This is a genomic window from Thermus tengchongensis, assembly GCF_021462405.1.
Taxonomy (GTDB): domain Bacteria; phylum Deinococcota; class Deinococci; order Deinococcales; family Thermaceae; genus Thermus; species Thermus tengchongensis.
The window spans coordinates 148,781-163,481 of record NZ_JAKEDU010000002.1 but is presented as its reverse complement, the minus strand read 5'-3'; the positions used below and the strand labels follow the sequence as shown (position 1 = coordinate 163,481).

Below are 14,701 nucleotides of genomic sequence, written 5' to 3'. Positions count from 1 at the left end.
CCGGTATGATGGAAGCATGGAAATCGAGCGCCGACTGGTCCTCGAGGTGGTGCGGGTCACGGAGCAGGCCGCCTTGGCCGCCAGCCGCTATGCGGGCAAGGGAGACAAGGAGGCGGTGGACGAGGCCGGCACCCAGGCCATGCGCCAGGTGCTGAACGAGCTACCCATCAAGGGCACCGTGGTCATCGGCGAGGGGGAGATGGACGAGGCCCCCATGCTCTACATCGGGGAGGTGCTGGGCCAGGGCGGGGTGGAGGTGGACATCGCCGTGGACCCGGTGGAGGGCACCACCACCGCCGCCAAGGGCCTGCCCAACGCCGTCACCGTGATCGCCCTCAGCGAGAAAGGGGGCCTCTTCCACGCCCCCGACATGTACATGGAAAAGCTCATCGTCCCCCCGCCCGCCGCTGGGCTTGTGGACCTCACTTGGCCCGTCTCTGCCAACCTGAAGGCCCTGGCCCTGGCCCTGCAACGCTCGGTGGAGGACCTGGTCATCGTGGTCCTGGACCGCCCCCGCCACGAAAGGCTCATCCGGGAAATCCGGGAAGCGGGGGCCCGGGTCAAGCTCATCTCCGACGGGGATGTGATCGCGGCCTTGGCCGCCGCCATAAGGGGCACGGGGGTGCACGCGGTGATGGGGATTGGTGGAGCCCCCGAAGGCGTTTTGGCCGCCGCTGCCCTAAAGTGCCTGGGCGGGGAGATCCAGGCCCGCTTCACCCCGCAAAACGAGGAGGAACGAGCCCGGCTCAAGGCCATGGGGGGGGACGAAAACCGCATCTACCGCACGGAGGACCTGGCCCCCGGAAAGGAGATCGTCTTCGCCGCCACCGGCATCACCGACGGAGACATCCTCCAGGGGGTGCGCTTCTTCGGGGGCGGGGCCAGAACCCACTCGGTGGTCATGGGCCACGCCACCCGCATCGTGCGCTTCATCGATTCCATCCACCTCTTCGAAACCGGCGCCCGGGTCACCATCCGGGTGTAAGCTAAGGGCGTGCCCCAGCGCACCTACAGCGAAGCCGAGGCCCTAAAGCTTGCCCTGGACTTCTTCGGGGGCGATGAGCTAAGGGCCTCGGTCTTCCTCAGGCGCTACGCCCTCCGCGACCGGGAGGGGAGGCTCCTCGAGGCCACCCCGGAGGAGATGGAGCGGCGGCTGGTGCGGGAGGCCTCCCGGGTCATCAAAGGCGGCGCCCAAGAGCTTGCCTGGCTTTTCGCCGACTTCCGCTTCGTCCCCGGGGGGCGCATCCTCTTCGGCCTGGGCAACTGGCGCAAAAGCACCCTCTTCAACTGCTACTTCCTCCCCATCCGGGAGGACTCGGTGCGGGGGATCACCCGCTTCCTGGACGAGGCCGCCCGCACCTTCGCCTACGGGGGCGGGGTGGGCACCAACGCCGACGTCCTCCGCCCCAAGGGGGCCAAGGTGGGGAACGCCGGGGTGGAAAGCTCGGGGGCGGTGAGCTTCATGGAGCTCTTCTCCACCCTGGCCGGGGTCATGGGAGCCAGCGGCGGCCGGCGGGGAGCCCTCATGCTCACCTTCTCCGACACCCATCCCGACCTCCTAGACTTCCTCCGGGTCAAAACTGACCCCGAGCGAAGCCAGGTACGCCACGCCAACATCTCCCTAAGGACCACGGACGCTTTTCTACAAGCCGCCTTGGCCGACGAACCCTGGACACTTTCCTTCACCACACCCCGGGAGCACATAACCCGCACCATCCGGGCCAAGGAAGCCTGGGACCTCCTGGTGGAGGCCGCCTGGCAAAGCGCCGAACCCGGCCTCCTCTTCTGGGACCGAGTGCGCACTTGGGCCACGGCCCAGTACGGGGGGATGGAGGTGGAAGGGGTCAACGTCTGCGGGGAAGTCCCCATGGAGCCCTACGGGGCTTGCAACCTGGGGAGCCTGAACCTAGCGGCCTTTGTGCGGGCGCCTTTTTCGGAAAGAGCCCATCTGGACTTCGCCGCCCTGGAAGAAGCCACCGCCTTGGCCGTTCGCTTCCTGGACGCCGTGGTGGACCTGGGGAAGGGACGCCACCCCTTAAGGGCCCAGCGGGAGGCCTCCTTGCGAAGCCGCCGGATTGGCCTTGGGCTCATGGGCTTGGCAGACGCCCTGGCCATGCTGGGCCTCCCCTACGGCTCGGAGGAAAGCCTCCGCCTCGCCGAGGAGGTAGCGCGCCGCATCAAGGAGGCCGCCTACCGGGCAAGCGCCCGCCTGGCCCGGGAAAAAGGGCCTTTCCCCGCCTTTGACCCCAAGGAACACCTGAAAAGCCCCTTCATCCAGGACCTCCCTGAGGACCTGATCCGGGAAGTGGAGAAGGGCCTCCGAAATGCGGCCCTCCTCTCCATCGCCCCCACGGGCTCCATCTCCATCCTGGCGGGGGTGACGAGCGGCATCGAGCCCATCTTCGCCCTCACCTACCTGCGCCACGCCGGGGGGCAGGTGTTCTTAGCGGAGCACCCCCTCCTTCGTCGCTACCGCAAGGAAAAAGGCGGGGAAATCCCCGACTGGCCCACGGCCCACACCGTGGATCCTTTCCAGAGGGTGCGCCTCCAGGCCCTCCTTCAACGGCATGTTGACCAGAGCATCTCCTCCACGGTGAACCTGCCCCGGGAGACCCCCAAAGAGGTGGTGGAGAGGCTTTTCCTCACCGCCTGGAAGGAGGGGTGCAAGGGGATCACCGTCTTCCGCGAGGGCAGCCGGGAGGAGGTCATCGAACCCCTACCCCCCGTGGGGGTCTGCACCTTCTGCCAGACGGCATGACCCGCTACCGCATCGCCAGCCGGCCTTACCTCCCCTACCCCGGGGAAAGGGTGGCCCGCCGGAAGGGCCTAGGGGGTGAGTTTTTTGAGCTTCGCCCCTACGCCCCCGGGGACGAGGTGCGCAGGGTCCACTGGCGGGCCTACGCCAAGACGGGGAGGCTCTACACCCGGGTGGAAACCGCCCCCGAGAGGGCCCGCTTCCGCCTCTTTCTGGACGAAAGCCAAAGCATGCGCCTCCACGGGAAGCTCTCCTACGCGGAAGAGGTGGCGGGGCTCCTCCTCAAGATCGCCCGCCAGGAAGACCCCTTAGCCCGGCTCTTCCGGGGAAAGCCTGCGGAGATCCCCCCGGGACGGGGCACCCTGGTCCTCCTCACCGACGGCCTGGACCCCTTGCCCTGGGCCAGGATCCTCCCGAAGCGGGTGGTGCTGGTCCAGATTTTGGCTCCTGTGGAACTGGCCCCACCCCTAGAGGAGGTCCTCTTAAGGGACGTTGAAACCGGCGAAGCCCTTCCCGCGGGGCCAGAGGAGGTGAGGGCCTACCGGGAGGCCTTGGGCGCCCACCTTAAGGCCCTCCGCCTCCTGGCCCTCCTGCGCGGACGGTACGCCCTTCTCCGAGTGGGGGAACCCCCCCTTCCCGCCCTCCTACGGCAGGGGGTGCTGGAGCCCCTCTAACACCACCCCACGCGGACTCTGTCCGCGTGGGGGCCCCGGTGATACCACCCCACGGGGACTTCGTCCCCGTGGGGGCCCCGGTGAAAGGGTACCCAGGGCCTCCGCCAGGGGAAGGGCTCAGGAGCAAAGGGCATAAGCACCCCGTCGTGGCCTGGGCCACCCTGGGGGACTCAGGCGAACTCCCCTAGGCCTAGGGCCTGCAGGCGGGCCGGGTCCACCCCGCCCTCCCAGCCCGCTAGCCGCCAGTAAGTGCGCACCCCCTCCTGGAAGGCCCCGGGGTCCAGATGGGCCTCGGGGTTCCCCTGGCGGAAGGGCTGGAAAAAGCGCTCGGGAAGACGGTCCTCCTCTGGGCCAATCCCCTCCCGCAGGTTGAAAAGCCGGGTGAGCTGCAAAGCCCTCTCCCCCACCTCCAGCATTTCCTTAGGGGAAAGCCGCCAGCCCGTGGCGGCGTAAAGGGCCTCCTGCCACTCCTCCGGGGTCCAGGGCACGAAGTCGCACATCACCAGGCTGTTCACAAAGCCCCGCTCCCGGGTCTTGGTCCAGAGCATGCGCACCTTGGCCTCGGAAAGGTCCTCTATGGGCAGGGGCTGGAAGTCTTCCCCGTAGAAACGGAGCTCCTTTAAGGCCCTCCCCTCCTTAGCGAAGGCGGTGTCGTGCAGGTTGTGGTTGTGGTCCGCCCCCGTGGGGCTCACCGCGTAGCCCACCCCCAGGGCCCGCTTGAACCGGGGGTCGTGCATGGGCACCTCCTGGCCCTTCACCTGCATGGCCAGCTCCGGGTGGCCTAGGGCCTCGGCTAGCCGCTTAGATCCCAAGGCCAGAAGCTCCCCCAGCCGCCCCTCCTTGCGGGCCAGCCGCTCGATGGCGGCGATGAGGGCATCCCCGTTGCCAAAGCGGAGCCCCAGCCCCTCGTCGTCCAGGTAGCCCCGCTCCACCGCCTCCATGGCGCAGGCCACGGTCACCCCCACCCCGATCACGTCCAAGCCGTACTGGTTGCAGAGGGTGTTGGCCTTGGTGACGGCGTAGGGGTCGGTGACCCCGCAGGTGGAGCCCAAAGCCCCAAGCCCCTCGTACTCGGGCCCCCCGTACTCCGGGCGCACGTCGTACTTGCCCGTGCCCTCGATCTTCACCACCTGCTTGCAGCGGATGGCGCAGGCGTAGCAGGTGTCCCGGCCGATGCGGATGCCCAAGGCGTCTAAGCTGGTGCCGTCCAGAGCCTCGGCCCCCTCCAGGTAGCCGTCCAGGAAGTTGTGGCTAGGGAGCACCCCCCGCAGGTTGAAGGGCCGCACCGTGCCCACGGTGCCCATGGTGACCAGGCCCGCCGCCCGGTCCATGCGCTCCTTGGCCATGCGGCGGGCCAGCTCCTTAAGAAGGGCCGGGTCGTGGTAGGCGGGCAAGGTTTCCTTCCTGGCCCGGGCGGAAACCGCCTTGAGGCGCTTGGACCCCATCACCGCTCCCAGGCCCCCCCGCCCGGCGAAGTGGGCCAGGTCCTGGATCACGTTGGCGGTAAGGACCTGGTTTTCCCCAGCGATCCCGATCTGAGCGATGCGGGTCTGGCCCCCGTGGGCCTCCTTGAGGAGGGCTTCCACCTCGAGGGGGTCCTTGCCCCAAAGGTGAAACGCAGGGTGGAGGGACACCTCCCCCCCTTCCACGTGCAGGTAGACGGGCTCCGCCGCCCGCCCTAAGACCACCAAGGCGTCCAAGCCGGCGTTCTTCAGCTCGGCCCCGAAGAACCCCCCGCCCTCGGCGTCCCCGTACCCCCCGGTGAGGGGGCTCTTGGCGGCCACGGTGTTCCGCCCCGAGCCGGAGATAGGGGTGCCGGTGAGGACCCCGGGGGCGAAGACCAAGGCGTTCTCCGGCCCCAGGGGGTCGGCCCCCGAAGGCACGTGTTTCAGGAGGAGGTAGGCGGCCAAGGCCCGCCCCCCAAGGAACTTCCGCCAGAAGGCCTCGCCGTAGCTCTCGTACCAGATGCGCCCCGTGGAGAGGTCCACAAAGGCCACGCGGTCGTGGTAACCCTTGGGCATGGCCCCATGCTACCCCATCCGGTAAGATGCCCTCCGTGTGGACCCTAACCCTGGACACAGCTACCCCCTACCTTGCCCTAGGGCTGTTCCAGGGAGAGGAGGGGGTGGGAAGGGTGGTACGCGTGGAAAGGCGGCACGAGGAAAGCCTTTTCCCCCTTTTGGACGAACTCCTTGCCAAGGTGGGGGCGCGGAAGGAGGAGATCGGCGCCCTCGTCCTGGGGGAAGGCCCGGGCTCCTACACCGGCCTCCGCATCGCCCTGGCGGCGGGCTTAGGCATCGCCTTGGCCCAGGGGGCCAGGGTCTTAGCCGTGAGTTCCCTTCTTGCCGCCTGCTGGCCCTTCCTGCAGGAGGGTGGCCCTCCCCTTACCCCCCTTTTTACCGCCAGAAACCGCCTTTACTACGGGGCCACCTACGCCAGGCGGGAGGGAAGGCCCATAGAGGTTCTCCCTCCCCGCAAGCTTCGGGCGGAGGAGCTTCCCCCCACGGGCCTCCTCCTGGACCCCCCTCCGGACCCCCGGGCCCTTTACGACCTCCTCCCCTTCGCCCGCGAGGGGGTGGCGCCCCTCTACCTCTGACCCTTCAATCGGCAGCCGCCCCAGGGAGGTGGGGAAGGCGGTACTGGTAGCTGGGAAGGGGTTCCCGGAAAGAGGCACCCTGCAACCTCTCGGCCATCAGGACCAGGTTTTCCCCAGCGATGCGGGCGTCTTCCAGGAGCTCCGCGTTCTCCGCCAGGCGCCCGTTCCCCCGGCGGTGAGCGTAGACCAGACCCAACGGAGCCAGGACAAACCCCATGTAGCTGAGGGGCAGGAGCATCTGGGAAAGGGCTTGGCTGGCCCCCTCCTCCTCCGCCACCGCCAAAAGGGCCATGGGCTTGCCCAGGTTCAGGAGGCCCTGGTTCTCCATGGAGGTCATGCGCTCCAGGAGGGCCTTCATGCGGGCGGAGGCGCTAAACCAGTAAACCGGGGTGGCGAAGACCACGGCATCGGCGTTCAGGATCTTCTCCGCCACCTTGCCGAAGCCGTCCCAAGGCCCCTGCACGCAGGTATCGGGGCCGCAAGCCAAGGGGTCCACGGAGTAGTTCCCGGCGCAAAAGGGAAAGGGATGCTTCACCAGGTCCAGGCGCTCCGTGCTAGCCCCCTTGCGCCTAGCCGCTTCCAGAACCTCGTCCAGCAACTCCGCCGTAAACCCATCCGTCCGTGCCGATGCGTTGACGCCGAGCACGCGTAAGCCCATAAATATCACCCACGCACTAAACCTCCTTTAGCATAGCAGGCGCATCCTAGGGCCGCCAAGGCCCGGCCACGAACTCCCCCATGCCCCGGGCCCGCACCGCGTACCCCCTAAAGGTTCCCTCCCCTGTCACGGGGCCCTCCCAGTAGGCCATCCGGGTGGTGCGGGAGAGGATCTCCCCTTCAAGGAAGAGGGGACGGAGGGTAAGGTCCAGCTCCGGCCCCAGGAGGCGCCAGGCGAGGGTGTAGGTCCGGCCCGAGGGGCTCGTCCAGGCCTCGAGGGGCACGAAGGCCAGCTCCAGGGCCTCCGACCGCCCTAAGGGGTCCACCCGGCTCCCCAGCACCTGGACCACCCGGCCCTCCCGGTCCTTCACCTGGTAGGCCATGAGCTCGGAGCCGTCGGAAAGGTGCAGGCCGAACCAGTCCCAGGTGGCGGAAAGCCCGGAAAGCTGCTCCCCCCACTGGTGGTCCAGCCAGGCCTCCCCCCGGGCCTCCTCCCCCTGGATGCGGCCAGCGGCTCCCACCCGGGTATAGGACTGGTAGTAGAGGCGCCCCGTGGCCTCGGTGCCCGAGTAGCCGGGGGGATGGACCACGGGGGGCTTCAGGGGAAGGAAGGCGAGGTCCACGGGACCAGCCAGGAGGCGGAAGCCCTCGCCTTCCCGCCAGAAGCGCCAGCCAAAGACCTCCAGGTAGGGGCCCACCTCCGCCCGGCCCCGGGGGGCCCAGAGGTCTTGGTCAGAAGCTTCCAGAAAGACCCTCTCCCCCGTGCGCAGGTCGGTGAGGGCCAGGTGGGCGGCGTGGAAGGCCCCGAAGAGGCTTCCGGGAAGGCCCAGGATGCGGAAGGAGGGGGGCGCGTAGGCCTTGAAGAAGGCGAAGTGGAAGGCGTAGGGCTCGGCCCAGCCCGAGGCGTACCACCACTCCAAGGGAGCGGGCTTGGGGTCCCAGTCCTTGGGGTCGGGAAGCCTTTGGGGGTCCACCCCCAAAAGGGCCGGGGCGCAAGCCCCTAGGAGCAGGGGAAGAAGGAAAAGGCGCCGCATACCCTCACTTTATTCACCCAACCCTCGGGCTCCTGTTGTCTTGGCCATAAACTGGACGGAGGCATGACCGACACCCACGCCCACCTGGACTTCCTGGAAGAAAGCGAGCTGGCCGAGGCCAGGGCCCACCTTCCCGAGCTCAAGGCCGTCCTCACCCTGGGGGTGGACCCCGGCCGTTGGGAAAGGACCCTGAGCCTGGCCCAAGGAAACGTCTACGCCGCCGTGGGCCTCCACCCCACCTCGGCCCACCTCCTCTCCCCCGAGGTGGAAGAGGCTTTAAGGTATTACGCCCGTCACCCCCGGGTGCGGGCCATTGGGGAAAGCGGCTTGGACTATTACTGGACCCCCGAAACCAAGCCCGCCCAGCTCAAGGCCCTGGAGTTCCAGGCAACCCTGGCCGAGGAACTCGGACTACCCTTGGTGCTCCACGTGCGGAGCAAGGACGGGCAAGCGGAGGAAGACCTGTCCGCCTGGCTTCTTGCCCACCGACCCAAAAGGGTGGTCCTCCATGCCTTTGGCGGGCACCCGGCCTTGGAGCGGGCAGGCCTCGAGGTGGGGGCCTACTTCAGCTTCGCCGGCCCCCTTACCTACAAGAAGAACCAGGCCCTGCGGGAAGCGGCCGGGAGGCTCCCCGCAGATCGGCTCCTGGTGGAAACCGACGCCCCCTTCCTACCCCCCGAGCCCCACCGGGGAAAGCGCAACCTCCCCCACTACGTGCGCCACACTTTGGCCAAACTGGCCGAGGTGCGGGGGCTGGCCTGGGAGGAAGCGGAGGCCCTCACCGACCGGAACGCAGCCACCCTCTTCCGCTGGGCCTAGGGGTGCTGGCCCCAAGCCCCATGGGTCAGAATGGGGGGTGAGATGAAGCGGCTTCTTGTCCTCCTGGGCAGCCTTGACCTCAGCGCCAACTCCTTGAACGCCAACCGGGAGCTTTCCGTGCTCCTGCGGAAGAAGGAAGCCCCCGAGGCTTTCGCCCGGCTTCTTTCCGTGATGGAAAAGGATTTCCAGGCAGGCTTCCTTGAAAACCCCCTTTGCCCTGCCCACGGTGGAGGGGGCGGTGCCCTGGCAGGAAGCCCCCCGCTACTTCGGCCGCGTGGCCAAGGTGGAGGGGGTCATCCAGGCGGTGGAGGACCGCGGCACGGTGGCCTTTTTGAAGTTCGGCCCCGGGGAAAGCGACCTCAGGCTGGTGGTCTTCCCGAGAAGCTACGGCCTCTTCCAGCAACCCTTCCCGCAAAGCTACCTGGGCAAGCGGGTGCGGGCCACGGGCCGCATCGTCCTCTACGCCGGGTACTACGAGATCGTGCTGGACTACCCCTCGGCCCTCGAGGTGCTGGATGGAAGCCCTTAAAGCCTTGGGCCACGAGATAAGCCCCATCGAAGGAGGCTTCTACGGGGAAAAACGCCAAGGGGGTGTGGTCTACCAGGTCTTCTACTCCGAAGAGGGGAATGTGCGCCTAAGACGTCTCCGCTTCCTAAGGGAGGAGGCAAAGCCCTTAAACCTGGCCGGGGTGGCAGGGGAGTGGGCAGCCCGGTACCAGGCGGAGGAGAACTTCTTCGCTGTGGCGGACCCTCAGGACCTCCCCAGCCTGGTCCTCGCCTTTGAACGCCTTGACCAAGGGGAAGAAACCCCCTAAACTCAAGGGCAATATGCGTCTGCCGCAGGGTAATGACGCCTAGACGGGGGGCAAGGCCATCCGGCCCCCCCGGTCCCCCATGGCCGGGGGGGTCAAACCTTAAGAGGAGGGAGCATGCGGGTTCTGGTACGGGACTTGAAGCAGCATGTGGGCGAAGAGGTGGAGCTACTGGGCTTTCTCCACTGGCGGCGGGATTTGGGCAAGGTGCAGTTCGTATTGCTACGGGACCGAAGCGGCATCGTGCAGGTGGTCACTGGGGGGCAGAAGCTCCCCCTCCCCGAGTCCAGCCTCCGGGTGCGGGGAGTGGTGGTGGCCAACGCCAAGGCCCCCGGGGGCCTCGAGGTCCAGGCCAAGGCCATAGAGGTCCTCTCCCCCGCCCTGGAGCCCACCCCGGTGGAGATCCCCAAGGAGGAGTGGCGGGCAAGCCCCGACACCCTTCTGGAATACCGCTACGTCACCCTAAGGGGGGAGAAGGCCCGCGCCCCCCTTAAGGTGCAGGCCGCCTTGGTACGGGGCTTTCGCCGGTATTTGGACCGCCAAGACTTCACCGAAATCTTCACCCCCAAGGTGGTGCGGGCGGGAGCCGAAGGGGGTTCAGGGCTTTTCGGGGTGGACTACTTTGAGTACCGGGCCTACCTGGCCCAGTCCCCCCAGCTCTACAAGCAGATCATGGTGGGGGTCTTCGAGCGCGTCTACGAGGTGGCCCCGGTGTGGCGCATGGAGGAGCACAACACCAGCCGCCACCTGAACGAGTACCTCTCCCTGGACGTGGAAATGGGCTTCATCCAGGACGAGGAGGACCTCATGCGGCTGGAGGAAGGCCTTCTCCAAGAGATGCTGGAGGAAGCCCTAACGAGCGCCGCAAGCGAGATCCGGCTTCTGGGGGCGGAATGGCCCTCCTTCCCTAAGGACATCCCCCGCCTGACCCACGCCGAGGCCCGCCGCCTCCTCAAGGAGGAGCTCGGCTACCCCGTGGGGCAGGACCTCTCCGAGGAGGCGGAGCGCCTTTTGGGCCAGTACGCAAAGGAGCGCTGGGGCTCGGACTGGCTCTTCATCACCCGCTACCCCAAAGCCCTCCGGCCCTTCTACACCTATCCGGAGCCAGACGGCACCACCCGGAGCTTTGACCTCCTCTTCCGCGGCCTGGAGATCACCTCGGGGGGCCAGCGCATCCACCGCTACCCGGACCTGGTGGAAAGCCTAAGGGCCAAGGGCATGGACCTCGAGGGCTTTAAGGGCTACCTGGAGGTCTTCAAGTACGGCATGCCCCCCCACGGGGGCTTCGCCATCGGAGCGGAAAGGCTCACGCAAAAGCTTCTCGGTCTGCCCAACGTACGCTACGCCCGGGCTTTCCCCCGGGACCGCCACCGGCTCACGCCTTAGGCCCCGCCCCTGGGGTCCCCATCGCAGCACAAGCCGCGATGGGGTGTTCAGAACCGGTCGAAGAGGATGGCCCGCTTGACCTCCTCGATGAGCTGGGTCACGGGGATCTCCCGGGGGCAAGCCTCCGTGCAGTTGTAAGCGGTGCGGCACCGCCAAACCCCGCTCCCCGAGCCCAGGGCCTTGAAGCGCTCCCTCTTACCCCGGTCGCGGGAGTCAAAGATGAAGCGGTGGGCCTGGACGATGGCCGCCGGGCCCAGGTAGGTGCCGTTCACCCAGAAGACCGGGCAGCTGGTGGTGCAGCTGGCGCAGAGGATGCACTTGGTGCCGTGGTCGAACCGCTCCCGTTCCTCAGGGCTTTGCAAACGCTCCCGCGCAGGGGGCGGCTCGTCGTTGATGAGGTAGGGCTTCACCGCCCGGTAGGCGGCGAAGAAGGGCTCCATGTCCACGATGAGGTCCTTCTCCACCGGCAGGCCCCGGATGGGTTCCACGGTGATCACGTTCCCCAGGTCCTTCACCAGGGTCTTGCAGGCCAGGCGGTTTCTGCCGTTGATGAGCATGGCATCGGAGCCGCAGATGCCGTGGCCGCAGCTCCGGCGGAAGGCCAGGGTGCCGTCCTGGTCCCACTTCACTTTGTGGAGAAGGTCCAAAACCCGGTCCCAAGGTTCGGCCTCCACCTGGTAGGTGTGCCAGGTGGGCTTCTGGTCCTTGGCGGGGTCAAAGCGGAGGATCTTCAGGGTTACCTGCATGGCGCCTCCTAGTAGGTGCGGGCCTTGGGCTCAAATCGGCCCAGGACCACGGGCTTGTAGCGGAAGGTCACCTTGCCGTCGGCCACCTTGTAGGCCAGGGTGTGCTTGAGCCAGTTGGCATCGTCCCGCTCGGGGTAATCCTCCCGGGCATGGGCCCCGCGGGACTCGGTGCGGTTCAAGGCAGAGTGCACCAGGGCCTCGGAGACCTCGAGGAGGTACCCCAGCTCCAGGGCCTCCACCAGCTCGGTGTTATAGGCCTCCCCCTTATCGTCGATGGAGATGTGCCGGTAGCGGTCCATGAGCTCCTTCAGGATCTCCACCTGCTTGGTGAGGAGTTCCCCGGTGCGGAAGACGGAGGCGTGGTCCATCATGGACTGCTGGAGCTCGGCCCGCAAGACGGCCACCTTCTCCTTGCCCGTGGAGTTCTTGATGCGCTCAATGCGCTCGCGGCTTTCGCCCAGATGGTCGGCCTTGAGCTCGTGGTAATCGGCGTCCTTGGCGAAGCGGGCCGCATGGATCCCCGCGCGCCGACCAAAGACCACCAGATCCCCCAAGGAGTTGGTCCCCAGGCGGTTGGCCCCGTGCAAGCTGACGCAGGCCGCTTCCCCGGCAGCGTAAAGCCCAGGCACCACGGTGTTGTTCTCGTCCCGGATCACCTGGCCCCACAGGGTGGTGGGGATGCCCCCCATGGCGTAGTGGGCGGTGGGCATCACCGGCACCGGCTCCTTCAAGGGGTCCACCCCCAGGTAGATGCGGCTGAACTCGGTGATGTCGGGGAGCTTCTTCTCGATGACCTCAGGGGGCAGGTGGGTGAGGTCCAGGAGCACGTGGTCCTTCTTGGGGCCCACCCCCCGGCCCTCCCGCACCTCCAGGTACATGGCTCGGGAAACCAGGTCCCTGGGAGCCAGGTCCTTGATGGTGGGGGCGTAGCGCTCCATGAAGCGCTCCCCCAGAGCGTTCCTCAGGATGCCCCCCTCCCCCCGGGCCCCCTCGGTGAGGAGGATGCCCAAGGGGTAGAGCCCCGTGGGGTGGAACTGGTAGAACTCCATGTCCTCGAGGGGAAGCCCCTTGCGGTAGAGGATGGCCTGCAGGTCCCCGGTGAGGGTGTAGGCGTTGGAGGTCACCTTGTAGATGCGGCCAAACCCCCCGGAGGCGATGACGATGGCCTTGGCCTGGAAGAGGTGGAGCTCCCCAGTGGCGAGCTCGTAGGCCACCAGGCCCTTGGCCACCCCATCCTCGATGATGACATCGGTGACGTGGAACTCGTTGTAGAAGGTGATGTTGTGCTTCACGCACTGCTGGTAAAGGGTCTGGAGGATCATGTGCCCGGTGCGGTCCGCGGCGTGGGCTGCCCGGTGCACCGGGGCCTTGCCCCAGTCCTTGGTATGGCCGCCAAAGCGGCGCTGGGCGATCTTGCCGTTGGGGAGCCGGTCAAAGGGAAGGCCCATGTGTTCCAGCTCCAGGACCGCCTCGATCACCTCCTTGGCGAAGACCTCGGCGGCATCCTGGTCGGTGAGGTAGTCCCCCCCCTTCACCGTGTCGAACATGTGCCATTCCCAGTGGTCCTCCTCCACGTTGCCCAAGGCCGCCCCTATGCCTCCTTGGGCCGCCCCCGTGTGGCTTCGCGTGGGGTAGAGCTTGGTCACCACCGCCACATCCGCACCTTCCCTGGCCGCGTACAGGGCGGTGGCCAGGCCCGCCCCGCCCGCGCCCACCACGATCACCTCGTGTCTGTGCGCCATATCACTTCACCCCGAAATCGTGATTGAAAAGGGAAAGGCTTCCCAGGAAGAAAAGAAAGGCGATAAGGCTGTAGAGCACCACCTTGGCCCAGAAGCGCCTGGACGGGTTCCGAATCCAGTCGTCCAGCACATAGCGAAGCCCGTTGCCCCCGTGCAGGAGGGCTAGGGCCAGGATGAGCCAGTCGTAGACCTTCCAGGTGGTCTGAGAGAGTCTCTTGGCCACGTAATCGTAGTCGATCTTGTTGAGGTCCATGAGAACGGCGTTCATCCACATGTGGCCGATGAGCAGGAAGACCAGCACCACCCCGGAGATGCGCATGAAGACCCACCAGTAGAGCTCCAGGTTGGTGCTGGCCTCGAGCCTCGCCTCCTCGTAGCGCTTGGACTTAATCGCCATGGCCGCCTCCCAAAATGTTCCCGCCGATCCGGATCAGGAAGGGCAGGTAGAAGACCACGAAGAGAACCCAAACCCCGTACCAAAGTTGGCGCTGGTAGCGCACCCCCCAGCTGGTGAAGTCCATAAGGATGATCCGGAGGCCGTTGAACCCATGGTAGAGCACCCCAGCGACGAGGACGAGAAGCCCCAGCTGAAACACGGGCTGGTGATAGAACTTCATGAGGGCGTTGGACACCTCCGGGCCCCACATGGCGCTTGCGATGTTGGCCACGTGGAGCATGAGGAAGACCAGAATGCCCAGGCCCGAGATCCGGTGCAGGTAAAACGCCCACTGCCCCTCTCTTCCCCTGTACATGGCACCTCCTTACCGGCCTCCATCATAGCACCTTTGTTCCCAGCCCACGCGTTGGGGAGGCCACTTTCCCGGCCTCTTATACCCCCATAAGGTATAGGAAGGGCCCGTCAAGCCGGCTTATTCCCCTTGGACCCCCCGCGCCCCTTGGGGGCAGGCCCGCGGAGAAGACCCCCGGGGGGCACAGGCGATTTCCCGCCCGGAGACGAGGTATTGACAGGGGGGGGAGGGGGGGGCATAATGGGGGGCGTGCCGCGGGGGGATACCCCGGGGGGCACGGGAAGGAGGTGGTCAGGATGGAACTCTTCGGATTCGGACCGCATCTGATGGTGGACGGCTACGACGCCAATCCCGAAAAGCTCCGGGACGCCGAGCTGGTGCGCCGCGTCCTGGACGAGCTCCCCGATGAGATGGAGATGACCAAGGTGCTTCCCCCCTTCGTCTACAGCTACGGCCCCGAGGGGGAAGACGGGGTGACCGGGGTGGTGATCATCGCCGAAAGCCACATCGCCATCCACACCTTCCCCAAAAAGCGCTTCCTTTCCATCGACATCTTTTCCTGCAAGGCCTTTGACATGGCCCAGGTGCTGAGGAAGCTCACCGCGGTCTTCGAGATTGGCCGCTACGAAACTTACATGATCAACCGGGGCAAGGAGTTTCCCAAGGACCCCGAGCTGGCCCGGAAGATCGTCCTGGGGGAGCGGGAGTACCTCGAAGCGCGGGTGAGCTAG

General features: G+C 66.8%; 16 protein-coding genes. 9 read left to right on the top strand and 7 right to left on the bottom strand.

What is annotated here, in order from left to right; genetic code table 11:
- The first annotated feature begins 16 nt into the window (after positions 1-16).
- Genes glpX through L1087_RS03175 form a run of 3 tightly spaced genes read left to right on the top strand, consistent with a single transcriptional unit; the run spans position 17 to position 3,429 of the window.
- Entirely contained in the window at positions 17-985 is a 969-nt protein-coding gene (glpX, locus tag L1087_RS03185) for a class II fructose-bisphosphatase (RefSeq protein ID WP_135343512.1), read from the top strand.
- 9 nt (positions 986-994) lie between these two features.
- Positions 995-2,758, top strand: coding sequence for an adenosylcobalamin-dependent ribonucleoside-diphosphate reductase (locus L1087_RS03180; protein ID WP_234557588.1), 1,764 nt, complete (start codon positions 995-997; stop codon positions 2,756-2,758).
- A complete protein-coding gene (locus L1087_RS03175) occupies positions 2,755-3,429 on the top strand; it encodes a DUF58 domain-containing protein (protein ID WP_234557587.1) in 675 nt (224 codons plus the stop codon). Before L1087_RS03180 ends, L1087_RS03175 begins: the two co-directional genes overlap by 4 nt.
- A gap of 170 nt (positions 3,430-3,599) precedes the next feature.
- Here L1087_RS03175 and L1087_RS03170 read toward each other — a convergent pair whose 3' ends face one another.
- Positions 3,600-5,450 carry an aldehyde ferredoxin oxidoreductase family protein gene (locus L1087_RS03170; protein WP_234557586.1) on the bottom strand — a complete coding sequence of 617 codons (1,851 nt, stop codon included), beginning with the start codon at positions 5,448-5,450 and terminating at the stop codon, positions 3,600-3,602.
- A 26-nt stretch (positions 5,451-5,476) separates the two neighbouring features.
- On the opposite strand from L1087_RS03170, the gene tsaB reads away from it, so the two are divergent.
- Positions 5,477-6,025, top strand: coding sequence for a tRNA (adenosine(37)-N6)-threonylcarbamoyltransferase complex dimerization subunit type 1 TsaB (gene tsaB, locus L1087_RS03165; protein WP_135343515.1), 549 nt, complete (start codon positions 5,477-5,479; stop codon positions 6,023-6,025).
- Positions 6,026-6,029: 4 nt separating this feature from the next.
- Here the strand turns inward: tsaB and L1087_RS03160 are convergent, their stop codons facing one another.
- Together L1087_RS03160 and L1087_RS03155 are read right to left on the bottom strand one after the other, a co-directional pair.
- Positions 6,030-6,683 carry a flavodoxin family protein gene (locus L1087_RS03160; RefSeq protein WP_135259776.1) on the bottom strand — a complete coding sequence of 218 codons (654 nt, stop codon included), beginning with the start codon at positions 6,681-6,683 and terminating at the stop codon, positions 6,030-6,032.
- A 46-nt stretch (positions 6,684-6,729) separates the two neighbouring features.
- The gene (locus tag L1087_RS03155; RefSeq protein ID WP_234557584.1) at positions 6,730-7,716 is read right to left on the bottom strand and encodes a lipocalin family protein; all 987 of its coding nucleotides are present in this window, start codon (positions 7,714-7,716) and stop codon (positions 6,730-6,732) included.
- Positions 7,717-7,779: 63 nt separating this feature from the next.
- On the opposite strand from L1087_RS03155, the gene L1087_RS03150 reads away from it, so the two are divergent.
- The 4 genes from L1087_RS03150 (at position 7,780) to aspS (ending at position 10,733) form a co-directional block, all read left to right on the top strand.
- Positions 7,780-8,535: a TatD family hydrolase gene (locus L1087_RS03150; protein ID WP_234557582.1), complete on the top strand. Its 756-nt coding sequence runs from the start codon at positions 7,780-7,782 to the stop codon at positions 8,533-8,535.
- A 199-nt stretch (positions 8,536-8,734) separates the two neighbouring features.
- The gene (locus tag L1087_RS03145; protein ID WP_234557580.1) at positions 8,735-9,064 is read left to right on the top strand and encodes a hypothetical protein; all 330 of its coding nucleotides are present in this window, start codon (positions 8,735-8,737) and stop codon (positions 9,062-9,064) included.
- On the top strand, positions 9,051-9,350 hold the full coding sequence (locus L1087_RS03140) for a hypothetical protein (RefSeq protein WP_038041763.1): 300 nt from the start codon (positions 9,051-9,053) through the stop codon (positions 9,348-9,350). Before L1087_RS03145 ends, L1087_RS03140 begins: the two co-directional genes overlap by 14 nt.
- Positions 9,351-9,464: 114 nt before the next feature.
- Positions 9,465-10,733: an aspartate--tRNA(Asn) ligase gene (gene aspS, locus L1087_RS03135; protein ID WP_135343518.1), complete on the top strand. Its 1,269-nt coding sequence runs from the start codon at positions 9,465-9,467 to the stop codon at positions 10,731-10,733.
- 47 nt (positions 10,734-10,780) lie between these two features.
- Here aspS and L1087_RS03130 read toward each other — a convergent pair whose 3' ends face one another.
- The 4 genes from L1087_RS03130 to sdhC are packed head-to-tail and all read right to left on the bottom strand — an operon-like array spanning position 10,781 to position 13,973.
- Positions 10,781-11,479, bottom strand: a complete 699-nt coding sequence (locus tag L1087_RS03130; protein WP_038041761.1) for a succinate dehydrogenase iron-sulfur subunit — start codon at positions 11,477-11,479, stop codon at positions 10,781-10,783.
- Between the two features lie 8 nt (positions 11,480-11,487).
- Positions 11,488-13,221, bottom strand: a complete 1,734-nt coding sequence (gene sdhA / locus L1087_RS03125) for a succinate dehydrogenase flavoprotein subunit (protein ID WP_038041759.1) — start codon at positions 13,219-13,221, stop codon at positions 11,488-11,490.
- A 1-nt stretch (position 13,222) separates the two neighbouring features.
- A complete protein-coding gene (locus tag L1087_RS03120) occupies positions 13,223-13,618 on the bottom strand; it encodes a succinate dehydrogenase hydrophobic membrane anchor subunit (protein WP_234557579.1) in 396 nt (131 codons plus the stop codon).
- Positions 13,608-13,973: a succinate dehydrogenase, cytochrome b556 subunit gene (gene sdhC / locus L1087_RS03115; protein WP_038041755.1), complete on the bottom strand. Its 366-nt coding sequence runs from the start codon at positions 13,971-13,973 to the stop codon at positions 13,608-13,610. Before sdhC ends, L1087_RS03120 begins: the two co-directional genes overlap by 11 nt.
- Positions 13,974-14,266: 293 nt before the next feature.
- Here sdhC and speD point away from each other — a divergent pair, with 293 nt between their 5' ends.
- The gene (gene speD, locus L1087_RS03110; protein WP_038041754.1) at positions 14,267-14,701 is read left to right on the top strand and encodes an adenosylmethionine decarboxylase; all 435 of its coding nucleotides are present in this window, start codon (positions 14,267-14,269) and stop codon (positions 14,699-14,701) included.

Excerpts from the sequence above, each read along its gene's own strand:
- tsaB (WP_135343515.1), top strand. The coding sequence starts at position 5,477 with ATGCCCTCCGTGTGGACCCTAACCCTGGACACAGCTACCCCCTACCTT.
- L1087_RS03120 (WP_234557579.1), bottom strand. The coding sequence starts at position 13,618 with ATGGCGATTAAGTCCAAGCGCTACGAGGAGGCGAGGCTCGAGGCCAGC.
- L1087_RS03155 (WP_234557584.1), bottom strand. The coding sequence starts at position 7,716 with ATGCGGCGCCTTTTCCTTCTTCCCCTGCTCCTAGGGGCTTGCGCCCCG.
- sdhC (WP_038041755.1), bottom strand. The coding sequence starts at position 13,973 with ATGTACAGGGGAAGAGAGGGGCAGTGGGCGTTTTACCTGCACCGGATC.
- L1087_RS03160 (WP_135259776.1), bottom strand. The coding sequence starts at position 6,683 with ATGGGCTTACGCGTGCTCGGCGTCAACGCATCGGCACGGACGGATGGG.
- L1087_RS03150 (WP_234557582.1), top strand. The coding sequence starts at position 7,780 with ATGACCGACACCCACGCCCACCTGGACTTCCTGGAAGAAAGCGAGCTG.
- L1087_RS03175 (WP_234557587.1), top strand. The coding sequence starts at position 2,755 with ATGACCCGCTACCGCATCGCCAGCCGGCCTTACCTCCCCTACCCCGGG.
- L1087_RS03140 (WP_038041763.1), top strand. The coding sequence starts at position 9,051 with ATGGAAGCCCTTAAAGCCTTGGGCCACGAGATAAGCCCCATCGAAGGA.
- L1087_RS03130 (WP_038041761.1), bottom strand. The coding sequence starts at position 11,479 with ATGCAGGTAACCCTGAAGATCCTCCGCTTTGACCCCGCCAAGGACCAG.
- speD (WP_038041754.1), top strand. The coding sequence starts at position 14,267 with ATGGAACTCTTCGGATTCGGACCGCATCTGATGGTGGACGGCTACGAC.
- glpX (WP_135343512.1), top strand. The coding sequence starts at position 17 with ATGGAAATCGAGCGCCGACTGGTCCTCGAGGTGGTGCGGGTCACGGAG.
- aspS (WP_135343518.1), top strand. The coding sequence starts at position 9,465 with ATGCGGGTTCTGGTACGGGACTTGAAGCAGCATGTGGGCGAAGAGGTG.
- L1087_RS03170 (WP_234557586.1), bottom strand. The coding sequence starts at position 5,450 with ATGCCCAAGGGTTACCACGACCGCGTGGCCTTTGTGGACCTCTCCACG.
- sdhA (WP_038041759.1), bottom strand. The coding sequence starts at position 13,221 with ATGGCGCACAGACACGAGGTGATCGTGGTGGGCGCGGGCGGGGCGGGC.